This is a genomic window from Lachnospira multipara ATCC 19207 (assembly GCF_000424105.1).
Classification (GTDB): Bacteria; Bacillota; Clostridia; order Lachnospirales; family Lachnospiraceae; genus Lachnospira; species Lachnospira multipara.
Genome location: NZ_AUJG01000017.1, coordinates 37,515 through 54,295 on the forward strand (window position 1 = coordinate 37,515; position 16,781 = coordinate 54,295).

General features: G+C 32.9%; 13 protein-coding genes. 4 read left to right on the forward strand and 9 right to left on the reverse strand.

What is annotated here, in order from left to right:
* Window positions 1-10: 10 nt before the first annotated feature.
* The 3 genes from G600_RS0111645 to G600_RS0111655 all read right to left on the reverse strand — a co-directional run bounded on the left by G600_RS0111645 (window position 11) and on the right by G600_RS0111655 (window position 2,659).
* Window positions 11-673, reverse strand: coding sequence for a hypothetical protein (locus G600_RS0111645; protein ID WP_027432071.1), 663 nt, complete (start codon window positions 671-673; stop codon window positions 11-13).
* Window positions 674-700: 27 nt separating this feature from the next.
* Complete coding sequence (locus tag G600_RS0111650; protein WP_027432072.1) at window positions 701-1,048, reverse strand: DUF1622 domain-containing protein; 348 nt, start codon at window positions 1,046-1,048, stop codon at window positions 701-703.
* Window positions 1,049-1,237: 189 nt separating this feature from the next.
* Window positions 1,238-2,659, reverse strand: coding sequence for a glycosyltransferase (locus tag G600_RS0111655; protein WP_027432073.1), 1,422 nt, complete (start codon window positions 2,657-2,659; stop codon window positions 1,238-1,240).
* A gap of 265 nt (window positions 2,660-2,924) precedes the next feature.
* On the opposite strand from G600_RS0111655, the gene G600_RS0111660 reads away from it, so the two are divergent.
* On the forward strand, window positions 2,925-3,188 hold the full coding sequence (locus tag G600_RS0111660) for a TIGR03905 family TSCPD domain-containing protein (RefSeq protein WP_027432074.1): 264 nt from the start codon (window positions 2,925-2,927) through the stop codon (window positions 3,186-3,188).
* 216 nt (window positions 3,189-3,404) lie between these two features.
* Here the strand turns inward: G600_RS0111660 and G600_RS0111665 are convergent, their stop codons facing one another.
* Window positions 3,405-4,241: a hypothetical protein gene (locus G600_RS0111665; protein ID WP_051195499.1), complete on the reverse strand. Its 837-nt coding sequence runs from the start codon at window positions 4,239-4,241 to the stop codon at window positions 3,405-3,407.
* Between the two features lie 443 nt (window positions 4,242-4,684).
* Window positions 4,685-5,680 (reverse strand): HD domain-containing phosphohydrolase, encoded by a 996-nt coding sequence (locus G600_RS0111675; protein ID WP_027432077.1) that lies wholly within the window; start codon window positions 5,678-5,680, stop codon window positions 4,685-4,687.
* A gap of 75 nt (window positions 5,681-5,755) precedes the next feature.
* Here G600_RS0111675 and G600_RS0111680 point away from each other — a divergent pair, with 75 nt between their 5' ends.
* Window positions 5,756-6,358, forward strand: a complete 603-nt coding sequence (locus tag G600_RS0111680) for an Hpt domain-containing protein (protein ID WP_027432078.1) — start codon at window positions 5,756-5,758, stop codon at window positions 6,356-6,358.
* A 65-nt stretch (window positions 6,359-6,423) separates the two neighbouring features.
* On the opposite strand, the gene G600_RS0111685 is transcribed toward G600_RS0111680, so the two are convergent.
* Window positions 6,424-7,728: an ABC transporter substrate-binding protein gene (locus G600_RS0111685; protein ID WP_027432079.1), complete on the reverse strand. Its 1,305-nt coding sequence runs from the start codon at window positions 7,726-7,728 to the stop codon at window positions 6,424-6,426.
* A gap of 59 nt (window positions 7,729-7,787) precedes the next feature.
* The gene (locus G600_RS15255) at window positions 7,788-10,271 is read right to left on the reverse strand and encodes a response regulator (protein ID WP_155885980.1); all 2,484 of its coding nucleotides are present in this window, start codon (window positions 10,269-10,271) and stop codon (window positions 7,788-7,790) included.
* A gap of 177 nt (window positions 10,272-10,448) precedes the next feature.
* Here G600_RS15255 and G600_RS0111695 point away from each other — a divergent pair, with 177 nt between their 5' ends.
* Window positions 10,449-11,528 (forward strand): M24 family metallopeptidase, encoded by a 1,080-nt coding sequence (locus tag G600_RS0111695; protein ID WP_027432080.1) that lies wholly within the window; start codon window positions 10,449-10,451, stop codon window positions 11,526-11,528.
* A gap of 139 nt (window positions 11,529-11,667) precedes the next feature.
* On the opposite strand, the gene G600_RS14545 is transcribed toward G600_RS0111695, so the two are convergent.
* Together G600_RS14545 and G600_RS0111705 are read right to left on the reverse strand one after the other, a co-directional pair.
* On the reverse strand, window positions 11,668-13,872 hold the full coding sequence (locus tag G600_RS14545; protein ID WP_051195501.1) for a glycoside hydrolase family 2 protein: 2,205 nt from the start codon (window positions 13,870-13,872) through the stop codon (window positions 11,668-11,670).
* Complete coding sequence (locus tag G600_RS0111705) at window positions 13,865-15,382, reverse strand: MFS transporter (protein ID WP_051195502.1); 1,518 nt, start codon at window positions 15,380-15,382, stop codon at window positions 13,865-13,867. Before G600_RS0111705 ends, G600_RS14545 begins: the two co-directional genes overlap by 8 nt.
* Window positions 15,383-15,517: 135 nt before the next feature.
* Between G600_RS0111705 and G600_RS15260 the strand changes: the two genes are divergently transcribed.
* On the forward strand, window positions 15,518-16,720 hold the full coding sequence (locus G600_RS15260; protein WP_051195503.1) for a helix-turn-helix transcriptional regulator: 1,203 nt from the start codon (window positions 15,518-15,520) through the stop codon (window positions 16,718-16,720).
* The last annotated feature ends 61 nt before the right edge of the window (window positions 16,721-16,781 follow it).

Below are 16,781 nucleotides of genomic sequence, written 5' to 3' on the forward strand. Positions count from 1 at the left end.
CCAGTTTCTATTATTTTGCCAACCTTGCTAAGCATTCCTTTTCTAATTTCTCAAGCCCCAAAATTTTATATATGTTAGCCATCAGAAGAATATTTTCTTCTATATTAGGCTTAATTTCATCACAAGCCTTTAACATAACTAACATATAGACCAGTTTATTATTTTCAAAAAATATATTAGATAGTTTCTTGTAAATCATGTATTTATCTACATTTACAAAAGCTACCATTCGCTCCACACAAGTTTTAGATAGACCATTATTTAGAACAAATTCTGCAAAGAGCGAATCATTTTCATTCCCAGTAAATTCAAGACGGAATAAAAGCATTCTAAAAATCTTCAAAAGCTTAGATAATTCCTCATAATTCCTGGCGCAATCAAGGATAGTTCTCTCTTCCATACTATTTAACTCTTCCACGTAGAGATAAAGTAGAATAAAGAAATTCACATGTTTTTGGTCTGATTTATATTCCGGAATGTCCTTTTTATTCAAATATTCCATTACTAGGAGTTGTCTTGCTTTGACGTCGTTTTTATCTAATAATTTCTTTACATAATTATAGTGATCCTCTAGCTCTTTCCCGTAAAGCTCCTGCCTCTCCATCCACTCTTTCTCAATCTTTAAAGCATGAGCCTCGCTTGCTAGATTTTCCTTATTCTTGTTAAATATCATAAAATCACCTATTTTAAGCTTGTTGCCTTATTTGTTCTTTGGCTCCTCAAGTTCCTTCTTCTCATTTTTAATTTCCCAATGTATTAAAAATGTAAGGGCTGCCCTTAAAAGTATAATTGCACCAAGGATTCCAAGTTCCGCCCATTCACGAACAACTACAGTTCTTAAAACCTCACCGCCAAGCTTAAATTCTAGGGCTAGTGCTATACCTTGAGCTAGAATAAGCCTAATAGAATCATCCTTCTTTAACCAATAAATAAAGCTCTTAATAGCGGTGTAAACAAGGATACAAATACCGAAAAGCTCCAATAAAAGAGTAGAAAACTCTACTATATATCTAAGTATAGTTTCCGCTTGCAAATAAATAGTCTCCATAAATTTCCCCCATTCACCAAAGAAACACTTATACCTTTAGACTTGAATGTCTATATCTGCTAAATTATTCCCACGATCTTATTTTATATATTTATATTCTAAAATAATTATAGTAAAAATGCAATTAATTGTGTGTTAATATATTACCTAAACAAAAAAGACGATAGCTATTAAGCTATCGTCTTAAAATCAATCTTTTTCGCTTGTAGATTCTCTTTCATAGATCATGTCACACAAATTCTTCATGGCGTTCTTAGTATCCAACATATACTCTGCCCTTTTTAGTGCAATTTCTCTAGCCTTATTATACTCATCTTTATCTGTTGTAAGAATTTTTATTCTATCTAACATTTCATCATAATCCTTACATAAGAATTCAGGGGCAATATTATATGCTACATCACCATAATCTATGGCAAGAGCCACTAGTCCTTGTGCCATAGCTTCAACCACTGATGTTCCTCCGCCTCTCCTATAAGGATTAATATATAAATCACAAGCTCTCATAATTCCAGTTACATCATCTTGATTACCAAGATATCTAACATACTTAAAAAGGTCTGGTCTTTCTTTTTTTACATCTTCATAATTATCCCAAAATCCTAAAAATACTATATAGTGTTTATCTGATGCAAATTTTTCTAAAAAGTCTAAAAATTCTTTATTAACATCTAAGGATAATCTTGCTCCAACAACTACAGATACAAATACATCTTCTGCTATATCTAAATCTGACTTTTTATATATATTTCTCGCTTCTTTAATACTAAAGGTAAATGGCAATGGGAAAAATCTATCATAATCAACTCCTACATATTTTAATAGTTCCTTTTCCTCTGTAGTATAATCTCTATTTCTTGTGTGATATGAACATATACAAGGAGTTAAAAGGCTTGGCCCCATGGAAATAAAAACTACTGGAATTAGATCATCTATGCAATTTGCTAGTAAACTAGAATTACCAATTTCCATTACAAATGCAGGTTTTAACTCAGATATAGTTTTATATAAAACTCTTACTGCTTCAATGCTTGGCATATTTGGCTCACATTGAACATAAGGAATCACATGTCCTTTCCATTCGATACTTGTTTTTTCTAAATTATCCTCACAATAAGTTGCTACATTGGTATTTTTAAATGGAATATTTCCTACCATCGTCAATAATTCTGCAGTATTAAATATAATTACTGTTTTGCCAAGATCTTGTAAACAAGCAGCCCTATCAAGAGCTGATTTTGTTGGGCCATGTCCCTTTGCAATAAGTTGGGATGTTATAATGACTACTAAATCCTTATTTCTCTTAGAAAATGCAATTCTTTTTTCTGGCTTATCAAATACATTTTCTTCATAAAATGCTTCTTTAAATTTCATATCTATTTCTTTTAATAAATCCCAATTATATTTCATAACCAATGGAATACTATATTCCTTAGTAACAAATGACCATCTTGACAGCTGATGCCATAAAAAAAGTTTGTTTTCCCAACTAAGGAATTGTGTTTTTGTAATTTCATCATAGAATCTGCATAGTCTATCTAGATCTACGTGCTCACTAAAAAATACTGACTCATTATAGATATAATCTAACATCTCATCATTATTAATCATATAAATCCCCCTCAAATATGTTATCAAATATATCGTTTACTTAGTTATCGTAATTGTATTTTATCATATTTGATTGATTAAATACATTTTATATTAATTCTTACTTTAATTACAGTGTAAAAAAATAGAGACTAGGATTTAATTACTAAATCCTAAGCCCGTTATAATCAAAAAATACTTTTCCTTAAATCTGTTATTGATAAATTTTGCATACTAAGTATAATTATCTTATCTAAAATGATATTAAAAAATATAGGAGTAAATTATGCAAAACTATTCATTTCAGCCTTCTGGCGTATGTTGTAAACTAATCACTTTTGGACTTGAAGATAACAAATTACACAATGTAAAATTTTCTGGAGGATGTCCTGGTAATACTGCTGCAATTGGCAAGCTTCTAGAGGGTTTCGATGCAACAAAAGCGATCTCAATCCTTAAGGGCAACGACTGCGGAGGCCGCGGTACTTCTTGCGCCGACCAATTAACCAAAGCCGTTGAGCAAGCTCTTGAAAATATTAACAAAAACTAGATAATCCTTAGCTAGTAAGATATTCTAGATAAGGCCTCCTGAATTAATGTTTCATTCTCCACATCTAGAGAAGCTGTGGCCTCATCTAGGATAATAAAATGATATTTATAAAATAAAGGGGTATATTATGCAAAACTATTCATTTCAGCCTTCTGGCGTATGTTCTAGACTAATCACTTTTGATGTCATGGTAATGGTACTACAATTGGCAAGCTTTTAGGCGCCTAAATATTTGCTAATAACTGCTTTTATTTCATTGCTAGCTAATGGAGTTGAACTTGTCTCTTCAGTAATAATCACATTTTCTCCAATAAATAAGCCTTCCTGCATCATTATTTTTAGTCTATTAACTGCATGTTTTGCATATTCCTTATCATCCATCATTCCCCTATGTTCCCAATAAATTACCCTTCTCTTCTTTACATCAAGGATTGTAAAATCTGGATAAATAGTCATTCCATTCTTAAGATGTAAGGGACATTCATATTTATATGGTACCCCAAAATCTAATAAAGCATTCGCTATATTAAGCTCTGACTTGGATCTAACCCTTTCCTTTCTCCTAGTCTCAAAATACGGAACATAATCCGAAATAGCTTTACCTTTGTACGGGATACTTAGCCACTTATTGGCAAAATCTTCATCTGACATATCAATTGCTTTTATATAATTTTTAACTTCTATGGGATTATTAGAATAAGCATTTTGAATCTTGCTTATAGAATTCTCTGATTTGACAAGAAATTTCTTTAAACTATTAATTTCTATATTAACTAATTTAGTGATTTTTTCATCATACGCTTTTTGTAAATATCGTCCAATAGTTGATTTATCCGCCTTTGAAATATATTTTCCAGTCGTTTCTTCAGTATGCGTTCGCAGATAGAACTGAACTCCCTTTTTTGTTTTACTTATATGTATCTTTCCTGGCGGTGCCTTTTCAAGCTCTTTTTCTTTCATGGACTTAATTTGAAGCAATTCAATATATCGCTTTTTAGCTTCAAAATACAGGCTTGTGTAGCTTGTTATCATATTTTGCTTTTGATTCCTCATTTTTTCTCCTTTCTCATATGTTCGGACAGCAATTTTTCTTGTTTCTTGATTTCTGCTGTGCTTTTCTTTCCTTCTTTCTCTGTCTGGACAGCAATTTGGGTGTTTTCTTGATTTCTGCTGTGCTTCACCTCTCTTTTATTCCTGTTTGTGCAGCAATTTTTGGGGTTTCCTTGATTTCTGCTGTGCTTTTCTTTCCTTCTTTCTCTGTTCAGACAGCAAATTTTCTTGTTTCTTAATTTCTGCTGTGCTTCACCTCTCTTTTTTTCCAGTTTGTGCAACAATTTGGGAGTTTTCTTGATTTCTGCTGTGTTTTTCTTTCCTTCTTTCTCTCTTTGGACAGCAAAATTCTAGATTTTTTAAGATTTGTGGTTTCTTAAAGAACATAACATTAACCACACCTCTACATTATTACCCAATATACACCTAATTGTCAATCATCCCCATCATATGCTGCTTTCATCATCTATTATCTCCAACATAATATCTGCGAATTGAGGGTCAAATTGAGTACCTTTGCCTTTTTTAATTTCTTCGCGCACCTTCTCTTGTGGGAGGGCATTTCTGTAGCTGCGGTTACTTGTCATTGCATCATAAGCATCGGCTACTGCTATAATTCTTGCTACTTCTGGAATATATTCGCCTGATATTCCTTCAGGATATCCATTACCATCATATCTTTCATGATGGAATTTTGCACCAAGAGAAAGCTCTGGCATTTCCTTGATATTGCTTAGAATTTTGTAGCCTATAGCAGGATGCTTTTTTATACAGGCAAATTCTTCATCATTGAGTCTTCCTGGCTTGTTTATTACTTCATCTGGCACACCTATTTTGCCAACATCATGAAGGAGGCCCAACATAAAGATTTTCTCCTGCTGTTTTTCATCATAACCATAACGCCTTGCGATTTCCTTAGAATATGCTGCCACCCTTCCTGAATGACCCTTTGTATAATTATCCTTGGCATCAATTGCATCTGCAAGGCATTCAACCACATGTAAAAATAAACTCTCATTTTCTCTAGTCTTCTCAGCTACCATGCTCCAAAGATTATTTGTAAGTTTTACAAGTTCAATGGCATGCTTCACCCTAAGAACTAACACGCTTGGAACAAATGGTTTCCTAATAAAATCCATAGCACCAAGTAACAAGCCTTGTGTTTCTATTTCCTCATCTTCCTCAGCAGTCAAAAAGATTACAGGTGTGTCAGCCCAAGAAATATGACTATTTTTTAGCTCCTTTATTACATCAAAGCCGCTCATTTCCGGCATATTTATATCCATTAAAATTAAATCCGGAGCCGAATGATCTTGCATGTATTCTAATAATGCTTTTCCAGATTTCAAAGCAACAGCCTTAAATCCAGCATCAGTCAAGGTTTTCCAAGCTTTTTTTAAAATTATAGAATCATCATCAACAACGATTATTGGAGAAATCATAAGCTTACCCCCTCTCTAATTCTTTTCAATATGATATACTTAAAAAAAAGCGTGATTTCCATGGAGGAATTTTCTATGAATAATATAGGCAAAGAAATTAATATTCCAGGTATTGATACAAATAAAGCTATTGCAACTTCAGGTTCTAAGGATCTTTTCTTAGAGCTTCTTGCTGATGTTTACAAACTTATAGATGAAAAAAGCAAGCAAACAGAAGATTTTCTTGCAAATGCTAATCTCAAGGATTTCACAATTACAGTTCATTCTCTTAAGACCATCTGCCGCATGATTGGTGCAACTGCCCTTAGCGAGGATTTCTTCACCCTTGAAAAACTAGGAAAAAATGAGCAACTAGAACAAATTAAAGAAATTGCCCCTGGCATTATAAAGTCTTTTCGTGCTTTAAAACCTTATCTTGAACCTTATGCTCTAACAAAAGAAACAGCCCGAAAGGAATTTGACAAAGACTCAATCCTTTCAATATTGGATAATCTACTTTACGCCCTTAATGACTTTAATCTTGCCGATGCAGAAGAACTTACTAAGCAAGTTCTAAGCTACAACTGCGACCAAGAAATTAGCAGTAAATTTGAAAACTTGTCAAATCTAGTTTCAAATCTTGACTACGATGAGGCCATCTCCCTAGTACAAGATCTTAAAGAAATTATCAAGCCTTAGTAGCAATGCAACTTTTTATACCTTTCTTATATTTCAATGCCTTTTATACTTCACAACACAAGCTATCACTTTACAGCTATGCTTCCGTATTTTTCTACTGCTTCATCTACTGTCATAGTATTATTTATGACTGCGTAGGCTGCTGCCCTAAACTGCTTTACTGTTGTATCAAGAATTTCCGTGTCTCTAAAACTAATGGTTCGATTATCTGGGAATCCCGAAAGAGAAGCGTACACCTCATCAAGGGAATAATCTTTAGTAGGCGTAATCAACCTTTTTTCTTGGGCCATAAGTCCAAGCTCTTTCTGACTTGTTAAAAATCGTATAAATTCATTTGTCATATCAATATTTGCACTATTTTTATTTACACAAAACAGAATAGAAATTGAATCCATGTAGTAACCACCATCATCCCCTGATGGTGCTATGTAAAAATCATATTTAAATGGATTGTTTGAAAATGCTTCTGACTTGCTTTCACGCTTTTTTGTACCTGATACGACATCTCCTGAGCACAACATCATAGGAACATCGCCCTCAAAAAATCGCATAATTACTGCATCGTAGTCATTTTCTATTTCTCTACTACACTTATTTATATCTATACATTCTGAATCCACGAACTCCTTTAATCTTGTAAGAGAATTTCTCATTGTTTCACCAGCTAAAGGATCAAGATTATTTAGGGCATCTTCAACGCTTCTATCATCCTTTACAGTCTTAGCAAACATAGGATAAGCAAAGGTGTAGCCTATTCCTGGAGTTGTCATGGTATTGGCACCCATAACTGGAGATTCATATCCTGCTGCCTTTAACTTTTTACTTACATCTAATAATTCCCCATAGGTTTCTGGCACTTTTAGCCCTTCTTTTTCAAAAATATCCATATTTACTAGCATGCCATAAGATGTTGCAAAAATTGGTAATGTCAAGATTTGACCATCCTCCATCTCCCAACTAACCCCTTCTCTTATGCAATCAAGATCTATATCTAATTTTTCATCAGAGAGATCTTGAGCATTATTAAATAAATCTGCATATTTTTCATTTCCATACATCCATGGTTGTACCACATAAATATCAGGAGGCTCTTGGCCTGCCAATGCCGGACCTATTGTATTTCCGTAATCGTCAAGATAAGTATATCCAATTTCCCCATTGGGATAATAAGAATAGAATCTTTCAAACTCACTTTCTAAAGATTCAAAATTAGCATATGTTCCCACAACAGAAATCTTATAATTTATACTAGTGTCATACTTAGGCGTAAATTCTTTACTTTCACTTTTACTCTTTTCACAGCCAGGGACAGAAACTAGCAAAATTGCTGCAAAAACCACACTAACGATTCTCTTAACAGTTCTCCCCATACGCTCTCCTTTCTAGCAAAACTAATAGAAACCCCATAAGAAATTTCCTATAAAAATTCCTATAAAAATTCCTTTATCAGATCAATAAGTTCATCCCTATCCATTTCTTTAAAATCTCGAGATAGTAATTTAACGTCATCAAAGCTTTCCTCTAACCTCATTTCTTTATCCACAAGTATTAAAGAAACCTCATGATTTTCTAAATATTTAATAGCCTGTTCCTCAGATTTAACAAGCACAATATTTCCTGCATCTTCTAGCCACTCTTTGATTTTTCTCAAAACCCCAAGATCTTTATTAATTACTAAAATATTTTGTGGAGCAGTAAAACTCTCAGTCCTTTTATCTTCATTATTTAACACTACTAAATCCGTTGATAAATAATTTAAAATCATATTTTCAAGCTTAACTGTGTCTATAGGTTTAGTAAGATAATCATCAAAACCTGCCTCTATGTATTTTTCACGCATTCCAGAAACTGCATTAGCCGTAAGACAAATCACTGGTGTATTCTCATTAGCCGTGTCCTTTAATGTTCTCATTTCCTTAATGGTTTCAATTCCATCTTTACCTGGCATCATATGATCTAGAAAAATAATATCGTAATGTTTTGTCTTAAACTTACTTATGCAGGCATCTCCACTATCTGCCGTATCAATTTGAATTTTTGTTTCTCTAAGCAAGCTAATTAAAACCTTAAGATTTATCTCTGTATCATCAACAATAAGAATTTTCGCTTCTGGAGCCTCAAACTTGGCTTTATACTCCTTTTGTTCACTTCTAAACTGCTTAAAGGCCTCATCATACTCTCCTATCGCTTCCCAATCAACAACTGTCTGCCTTAATTCAAAGGAAAAAACAGAACCAACTCCATATTCACTTTCTACATAAATCTTACTTCCCATCATATTGAGAAAACTCTGTGCAATTGCCATTCCAAGTCCAGTTCCCTCAACATCTCGATTTTTCTTCTCTTCAATTCGCTCAAAGGCAATAAAGAGCTTGTCCAAATCTTCTTTTTTTATGCCTACTCCCGTATCCTTAATTTCCACATGTAAACTTACTTCATCTTGTCTTTTATCAGATTTAGTACTTGTAATAGTAAATGTTATACCTCCTTCTTTTGTGTACTTCACAGCATTAGATAAAATATTAGTAATAATCTGCTTTATTCTTATTTCATCACCAATTAACACCCTTGGAATATTTCTATCCACATTTAATTCAAAGAAAAGCCCTTTTTCCTCGGCCTTACACGTAACCATATTAACCAAATCATTTAGTAACGAAACGAAATTATAACTTTCCAACACAAGTTCCATCTTGCCAGCTTCGATTTTTGAAAAATCTAATATATCCTTAATAATAGCAAGTAAGGTAGTACCTGCCATTTTTATATTATTGGCATATGTCAAAATTTCTTCATCATGACTGTTTCTAAGAATCATCTCGTTCATGCCAACAATGGCATTCATAGGCGTTCTAATATCATGGGACATAGTTGATAAAAACTGTGATTTAGCCTCATTTGCCTGATTTGCAGCTATAGCTGCCACTTCAAGTTTGCGATTAAAAGCACGAAGCACTAATAAATTAAAGTGGAGCAAAATCATAAGTCCCACGCTTGTCATTCCAAGTAAAAGCCAATCTACAGACCTGTTATCTGTTAATTCCTTAGCAGGAATATAGGCAATCAAATACCAAGAATCTAAGCTTGTTAAAGGTGTATATGCAATAACACAATCCTCACTTTTTGAATTACGAATATGCATAGAAGCTATATCCGTGTGAATACTTTCCACAACCTTATTAAACTCCTTATTAGACATAGGATTATAGGATTTAAAATACTCATAAAAATTGCTATTTTTTAGAGATTTTCCATGAATCATATAATTTCCGTCCCAATCAATAATAGATATTTCCACCTTTTCATATTCGCCCTTTAAAAAAATGAGCTTTTGCTCTAAACGGCTTACTGGCACAACTCTAATAATAAGACCATCTCTAATTACACCTTTTTCCTCATCAAGAATCTTAACATTATTTAAAAATGCAATGGATTGCACACCATTTAATGGATTTGTATATGCTCTTGTTAGGTTAACTTTACCATCCACATTCTTAATATCAAAATTATCAAAAATTGATATATGAGAATAATCCACTTGATAATTATTTGAATTTGTTGTACTAGGCGATGTAGATATACCAAGCAAAGATCCATCATCAATATATATTAAATGTCCAGATATTTCAGATGATATTTTAACTTTTCTAATATAAGAAACTGCTTCCTCCATAGTCATTGGATTTCCTGCATCTGCTAAATTATTAATATAGTTCGACCAAATATCGCACAAATGCTGCTCATCCTCTAAATAATTATCAATAATTTGTTCTGTGGTTATAGTCATTTTCTCAAAAGACGCAACTAAAGCACGGTTTGACTCTAAGGCTCTATCATTGGCATATTTCACAATAACAAAAAGAATCAAACCTACCATCAATATATTAATGATAATAATATATCTCCTCTTCAAACTGTATCCCCTATTCAACCTATTTTTTACAACCAAAATTATATTTAAATTATACTATAAACACAAAAATTTGTCTTATACTATATTGGAATTATATAAAAAATTATTAACATTTGTGTTTTTATTTCAAAGTGGTATCCTTATTAAATAGTGACAGATTGAAAAGGAGTGAATAAAATGAAACAAAATCGTATTGACCGTATCTTTGCGGCCTTAAAAGAAATGAATGTACAACAAATGTTAATTGTAGATCCTATGTCTATATATTATCTTACTGGTATCTATCAGGAACCCTTTGAACGTTTCTATGGATTATTGCTTAGAGAAGATGGAAAGAATGTCTTTTTCTTAAATAAATTATTTAATGCTCCTGGGGAGCTTGGAGTTGAAAAAGTTTGGTATTCAGATACCGACGATGTGGCTGATGTTATAATGCCATATATTAATCCTGATTGGACTTTAGGTGTTGATAAGGATATTCGCGCAAGATTCCTTCTCCCACTTATGGAACGTAATGCAGCTAAGGGCTTTGTTAATTCATCAATTGCCATTGATACTACTCGTGGTATTAAAGATGAAGAAGAACAGGAAAAAATGCGTGTTGCAAGTCATATTAACGACCTAGCAATTGCTAAATTTAAAGAACTTGTTCACGATGGTGTTACTGAAAAAGAAGTTGCTGATCAGACTCTTAAGATTTATCAGGACCTTGGAGCAGATGGTTTCTCCTTTGAACCATTAGTTGCCTTTGGTAAGAATGCAGCAGATCCACACCATTCACCAGATAATACAGTAATTAAACCTGGTGATTGCGTACTCTTTGATGTTGGATGCATTAAGGATGGATACTGTTCTGATATGACAAGAACATTTTTCTATAAAGAAGTATCCGATAAGGATAGATTTATCTATAATACTACTCGTGCTGCAAATGAAGCTGCTATCGCTAAAATTAAGCCAGGCATTAAGTTAAAAGAGCTCGATAAGACTGCAAGAGATCTTATTTCAAATGAAGGCTATGGCGAGAACTTCACTCACAGACTTGGTCATTTCATCGGCCTATCAGAGCATGAATTTGGCGATGTTTCATCAACTAATGAGACAGAAGCTAAGGCAGGTATGATTTTCTCAATTGAACCTGGTATTTATGTCACTGATGAAGTGGGTGTTCGTGTAGAAGACCTTGTACTTGTAACTCCTGAGGGTGTTGAAGTACTTAATAGCTATCCTAAGGAATTGGAGATTATTGGCAAGTAAGACTTAGGCGTTGCATTGTGAAAATATTCTTTCCCTAATTGGGAATAAAAATAGAGGCCCTAACACAATTTTAATAACTGTGCTAGGGTCTCTTTATTTTTTCTGATTTAAACAAGCTTATTTCTCATGTCTAAAATATTTAATACTCAACTTCTATTTTATTTAATTCGCTGTTAAACAGGTTAATATCCAAATTTTCAGGTTTTGCCCTATTTATTACACTTTGCAATGCAAGACCTAGGGGAAAATCTTCATTTGATAAAATCATTTCTAAAATATCTGGAATATACTTCTTTAGTATCTCGTAAGTATCCTTATTCTCAATTAGGTCATTAACTGTATCTTTAATAGAATAAAAACCTTCCTTAGTTAAATCATCATCCTTTAAAAACCAGTTCTTTACGCTAGTTCCAGCAGCTTCAGCCTCAAGCCTATAAGATTTATCTTCTTCCTTAACCTTAACAAAACTTGCGCTGTCACTACAATCTCCGCTTATAACAGTGATATCATTAACCTGGCTTTCTAGTCTTAGATTTTCAAAAATAATTGTTGCATTTCCATTGTTACTTGCCTCAATGCACTCCTTTCCATTAAGTAAGAGAGTGGCTGTCTCACAATTAGTGAATACTTTTATATCAATAGTATCCTCTAATCTATTTACAAATCTTTTAGAACAAATATGAACAAATTTCTCCTTGCTCCACTTAGCTTTATAATAATAGAATGCATCTTTTTTTATTTTTCTATCTGCAGTTACAAGGCCCTTTCCATTAACTTTATCTAGGCCACCTTCTTGTCTTATGGCACTTGAAAAATCAAACATATTCCAAACATAACTGCCCCATAAATATGGCTTAGTCTCAAATATCTTATAAACAGTTTCATGATATAAAGCCTGATATTCCTCTGAATAATCCTTAACTTGCGGATTATTTGAATGAAGCCCAATATTACAGTCTACCCCATATTCACTCATGCCAATAGCTAGATTTGGCCTAGCCTCATGGAACTTATCAAGGTATTTACTATAATCCTGCATTTTCCCATAATACCAACCAAAATATACGTTGTAGCCTATCATATCTGTTGTCTCATTAAGCTTACTTTTAAATTTAACAGTGTAGAGATTAGCTGCACTAACTAGTCTTTGACTATCAAGACTCTTGACTAATTCCTTGGATTTTATTAGGTCTTCATACATATATGGAGCATCTCTAAACATACCAATTTCATTTTGGATACCCCAACAGTAAATACTAGGATGATGAATATTTTGTAGGATTAATTCCTTTAGTTGCTCCCTAGCATTATCAAGTAATTCTTCATTCTGTGTCATTTTAAGCATAGGAATTTCAGCCCATATTAAGTATCCCTTCTTATCAGCACATTCATATGTAAAGCTACTATGCTGATAATGGGACAATCTAATAGAATTAGCTCCTATCTCATCAATTAATGAAAAATCATTTAAAATGTCATCATTTACAACTGCGCTATATTTTTCTCCCACATCCTGATGCTTAGAAACTCCGTTAATTCTAATGTGCTCATTATTTAAAAATAAACCATTATTAGGATCGATCTCTACACATCTAAAGCCGGTTTTTGTGATTTTTTCATCAACTAATTCATCAGCTGAATAAAGTCTAGTAATTACAGTATATAAATATGGATTTTTCTTACCATTCCACAATATAGGATTCTTTATTTGTGCCTGAATGTGTTCTCTTATCTCACAGACGTAGCTATAAATAATTGTTCCATCTGCTGCCTTTATAATTGTCTCTAGTCTATCTTCCTGCTTTGTCTTGGTGTGCAGTTCAATATCCACTAGACCATAATCCTCATTAAAACTCGTTCTAACAATCACACCATCTGTTCCATAATAACAAGGATCAAAATATGAGTCATGCTCTGTATAAAGAATATTAACGCCTCTATATAGTCCGCCAAAAATCGTAAAATCTCCAACTAAGGGAGAGATTGTTTCATCAAGTGCATTTGTTACATAAATGCTTACTTCTAGCTCTTTTTTACCCTTATAAATTTCCTCTGGAATCTGGCATCTAAAGGCACTATATCCACCTTTATGCTCTGTTAACAAAACATTATCCACATAAACATAAGCATGTTGGTCTGCTGCCTCAACATCAATAAATACATTTTTCCAATTGTCATTTATTAACAATTTTTTTGAATATTTTGCCATACCCCTGTAGTAATCATCATTGCTATACCATGTATGAGGTAAGTCCACAATTTCAGATTTTTCAGGGCTTGTATCCATTGACATACTATTAACTTTTGTAAACTCCCAAGCATTATTAAATGATAATTTATTCATTTAACTTCCTCATTTCATATATTGTTTCTTTAACTTCCTTCATCTTCTCAGGTGTAAGCTCGTAGAATTTCATTGCTATAATGTTAAAAATTGCACCAATAAGCTCTAATCCATAATTAAAAATAAGAGCAATTGCAAGTAAGCTTGTGCTATAGCTTGTATTAAGGTCTGGGAATGCATGCTTAAAGCCAATTATTGCAAATCCAATGCCTACAAAAGTTGGGCCAAAAGATGAAATTAACTTATCCATAAATGAAAATAAGGTTGCAATCATACCAGGCTTATATTTTCCTGATCGAGCAGCTTCATAATCGTTAACATCTGCAATCATAGGATTAACTATTGAACTTGTAATCATTTGGAATCCGCCACCAATTACAGTTACAATAAATAAGCATATTGTAAATGCACTAAAGCCGTTAAACGCCTGACCATAACCATTAACATAACCTGGTAAACAAAGTGTCTTAGGATCCATAAAAATCCAAATTAAAATAGCAACTGTGTCAAGAAAAATCACTCCCCAAGAACCAATTTGCATAGCCTTCTTTAAACCAAGCTTAGTACCAATGGCTCCGATTCCTAATGTCATCATTACAAGCCCAACAATAGTTGTGTATAGTGTCCAACCGCCTGAAAGCTTATAGTTGGCAACTACTATTCCATAAAGGACAAGTGTAATTGCACTTGTCTTACAAGTATTAGAAAACTGATCTGTAGCTCTTGCTACGATCATCATTTGTAGCGGTCTGTTGTGCTTTAGAATATCTAGATAATCTCTAAATTTTACCTTTGAAGCCTTATTGTTCTTAATTACAGAGAACTCTGGAATATCCTTTGGCATAATACAAATATAAGAAATCACAATACCGATTGTTGCTATAATTGCCACAATTCCCCAATATTCATGGAAAAATAAAGCACTTCTAATTGAGCCATACTTAACAGCTAATGCAGCAGTAACCATCTGCATTACAGCTCTCATAACTCTAACAAAAATTGTACCTGTGATTGATAAAATGTTTCTTTGTGCAGGATCATTTGTTAAGCAAACATATCCCACGTGATTTGATACATTTAAAAATGTATATCCAATATAATAAATCGCTGTAAAAAATATAAAAAATACAGGTCTAATAGGACCAGCTGGCAATCTATCTGTAACATTAAACATTAGAAAACTATTAAATAACAAAAGAGATCCACCCATAATTAAACAAAGTCTAGTTTTTCCAATGTACTTATTTCCCTTAAACTTATCAACAAAAAAACCTACAATTGGATCAGTTATACCATCCCAAAGACGTGTTATTGTTGAAAAGCTAGAAGCCAAAATAACAGCCATACCTACATAGCCATTAAGATAGAAGGACATAATCATTGTTAATCCCATATAAAGATTACCTGCCATATTAGCACCTGAGAATCCTATTATTCTCCAAAGAGGAGCAAAATGTATTCCCCCTTCCTTCATGTATTTTTGGCTTTTGCCCAAATTATTAGTTTCCATAAAAACCTCCTAATTCAATGAATTATTATGGTAATAAGATAACATTTATTGTAAAATAGCTATAGAACAAAGTTACTCATATTAGTAGAATATTCTTATTTTTATTCCACAATATACTATATAAAGGATTATACTATGAAAAATGAACTTACTGACAACAATTTACAACTTATAAGAGAACTCTATAATATCGGATTTTATAAGATTAACACCAAAGAAGAAGCCGCAAGATTTGGCAAAAAAAATATGATACATAGAGTGCAATTGATTTTTAGCGCTGATGCTATCATGACTATGAAAGACAACATGGATGCCAATACAATCTATGTATTAACTGATGTTTTTAACATTTCAATGCTTGTTTTTCTTCTTGATGATGAACTATATATTTTAGGGCCTTTCACACCACTTCTTCATACAAAGCAAGACGCATTAAGAGTGTTAGAACAAAATAACATAAAGGATTTAAATGTGAATATTTATCTACGTTACAGAAATCTATTTCCAACGATTTCAGAAGATATGGCAATCCATATAGCTACATCTTTCCTTAAAACTAATGATTCCGAATACTCAGGTCGTAGAATTAAGAAACCTAGCTTTTTTGAAGACGAAAGCCAGTTCTTATTTTTTGAAGAAGATAGAGAGAACTTTGTTAATCTTTTACAACTTCGATATGACAATGAAAAAAGCTTCTTTAACTGCGTAACTAAGGGAGATAGTGAGGCTGCCCTTAACTACTTATCTAAAATGCAGCAGGATGTAAGCTATATAAAAAGAATTGGTTCCACATTAGAAAATGAAAGAATAGGCTGCGCAATTACTAGAACAACCCTAAGAATTGCAGCCCTTAAAGCTGGTTTACCAGTATATGTTATAGATAAGATTTCATCAAAAAATACTAAACTTACAATTAAAGAAACAGATATTGAAAAAATTCTTGATCACAAGAAAGAAATGGTAAAGGATTTCTGCGAAGCTATTATGCAGCTTAATACTAACAAACATAGCGCTGTTATTAATAACGCTATTTACTATCTTGAAAACTACTACCAGGATGATATTACACTTGATTTATTAACAGCAACGATGTCTATTTCCAAGAGCTATCTTCTAGCTCTATTTAGAAAGGAATTAAACACAACTCCTGGAAATTATCTAAGAAAAGTAAGAGTTACAAAAGCCTGTCAACTTCTAGAAAGCAGTCAAAAAAGCATTCAGCAAATCAGCGAATCTGTTGGTATAGCTGATAGTAACTATTTTGTTAAGCTCTTTAAAAAAGAAATGGATATGACACCAAGTCAATATCGTAAAAAACATAATTCTACTGTAGGCTAACGCTTAGAGGTGTGGGATTTCTCCGACTGAGTTAGATGTTCCAAGGAATTTTTTAGCATAC

What these genes read in the sequence shown, in the direction of transcription:
- G600_RS0111645 (WP_027432071.1), bottom strand. Translation starts at nt 673, where the DNA reads ATGATATTTAACAAGAATAAGGAAAATCTAGCAAGCGAGGCTCATGCT.
- G600_RS0111650 (WP_027432072.1), bottom strand. Translation starts at nt 1,048, where the DNA reads ATGGAGACTATTTATTTGCAAGCGGAAACTATACTTAGATATATAGTA.
- G600_RS0111655 (WP_027432073.1), bottom strand. Translation starts at nt 2,659, where the DNA reads ATGATTAATAATGATGAGATGTTAGATTATATCTATAATGAGTCAGTA.
- G600_RS0111660 (WP_027432074.1), top strand. Translation starts at nt 2,925, where the DNA reads ATGCAAAACTATTCATTTCAGCCTTCTGGCGTATGTTGTAAACTAATC.
- G600_RS0111665 (WP_051195499.1), bottom strand. Translation starts at nt 4,241, where the DNA reads ATGAGGAATCAAAAGCAAAATATGATAACAAGCTACACAAGCCTGTAT.
- G600_RS0111675 (WP_027432077.1), bottom strand. Translation starts at nt 5,680, where the DNA reads ATGATTTCTCCAATAATCGTTGTTGATGATGATTCTATAATTTTAAAA.
- G600_RS0111680 (WP_027432078.1), top strand. Translation starts at nt 5,756, where the DNA reads ATGAATAATATAGGCAAAGAAATTAATATTCCAGGTATTGATACAAAT.
- G600_RS0111685 (WP_027432079.1), bottom strand. Translation starts at nt 7,728, where the DNA reads ATGGGGAGAACTGTTAAGAGAATCGTTAGTGTGGTTTTTGCAGCAATT.
- G600_RS0111695 (WP_027432080.1), top strand. Translation starts at nt 10,449, where the DNA reads ATGAAACAAAATCGTATTGACCGTATCTTTGCGGCCTTAAAAGAAATG.
- G600_RS14545 (WP_051195501.1), bottom strand. Translation starts at nt 13,872, where the DNA reads ATGAATAAATTATCATTTAATAATGCTTGGGAGTTTACAAAAGTTAAT.
- G600_RS0111705 (WP_051195502.1), bottom strand. Translation starts at nt 15,382, where the DNA reads ATGGAAACTAATAATTTGGGCAAAAGCCAAAAATACATGAAGGAAGGG.
- G600_RS15260 (WP_051195503.1), top strand. Translation starts at nt 15,518, where the DNA reads ATGAAAAATGAACTTACTGACAACAATTTACAACTTATAAGAGAACTC.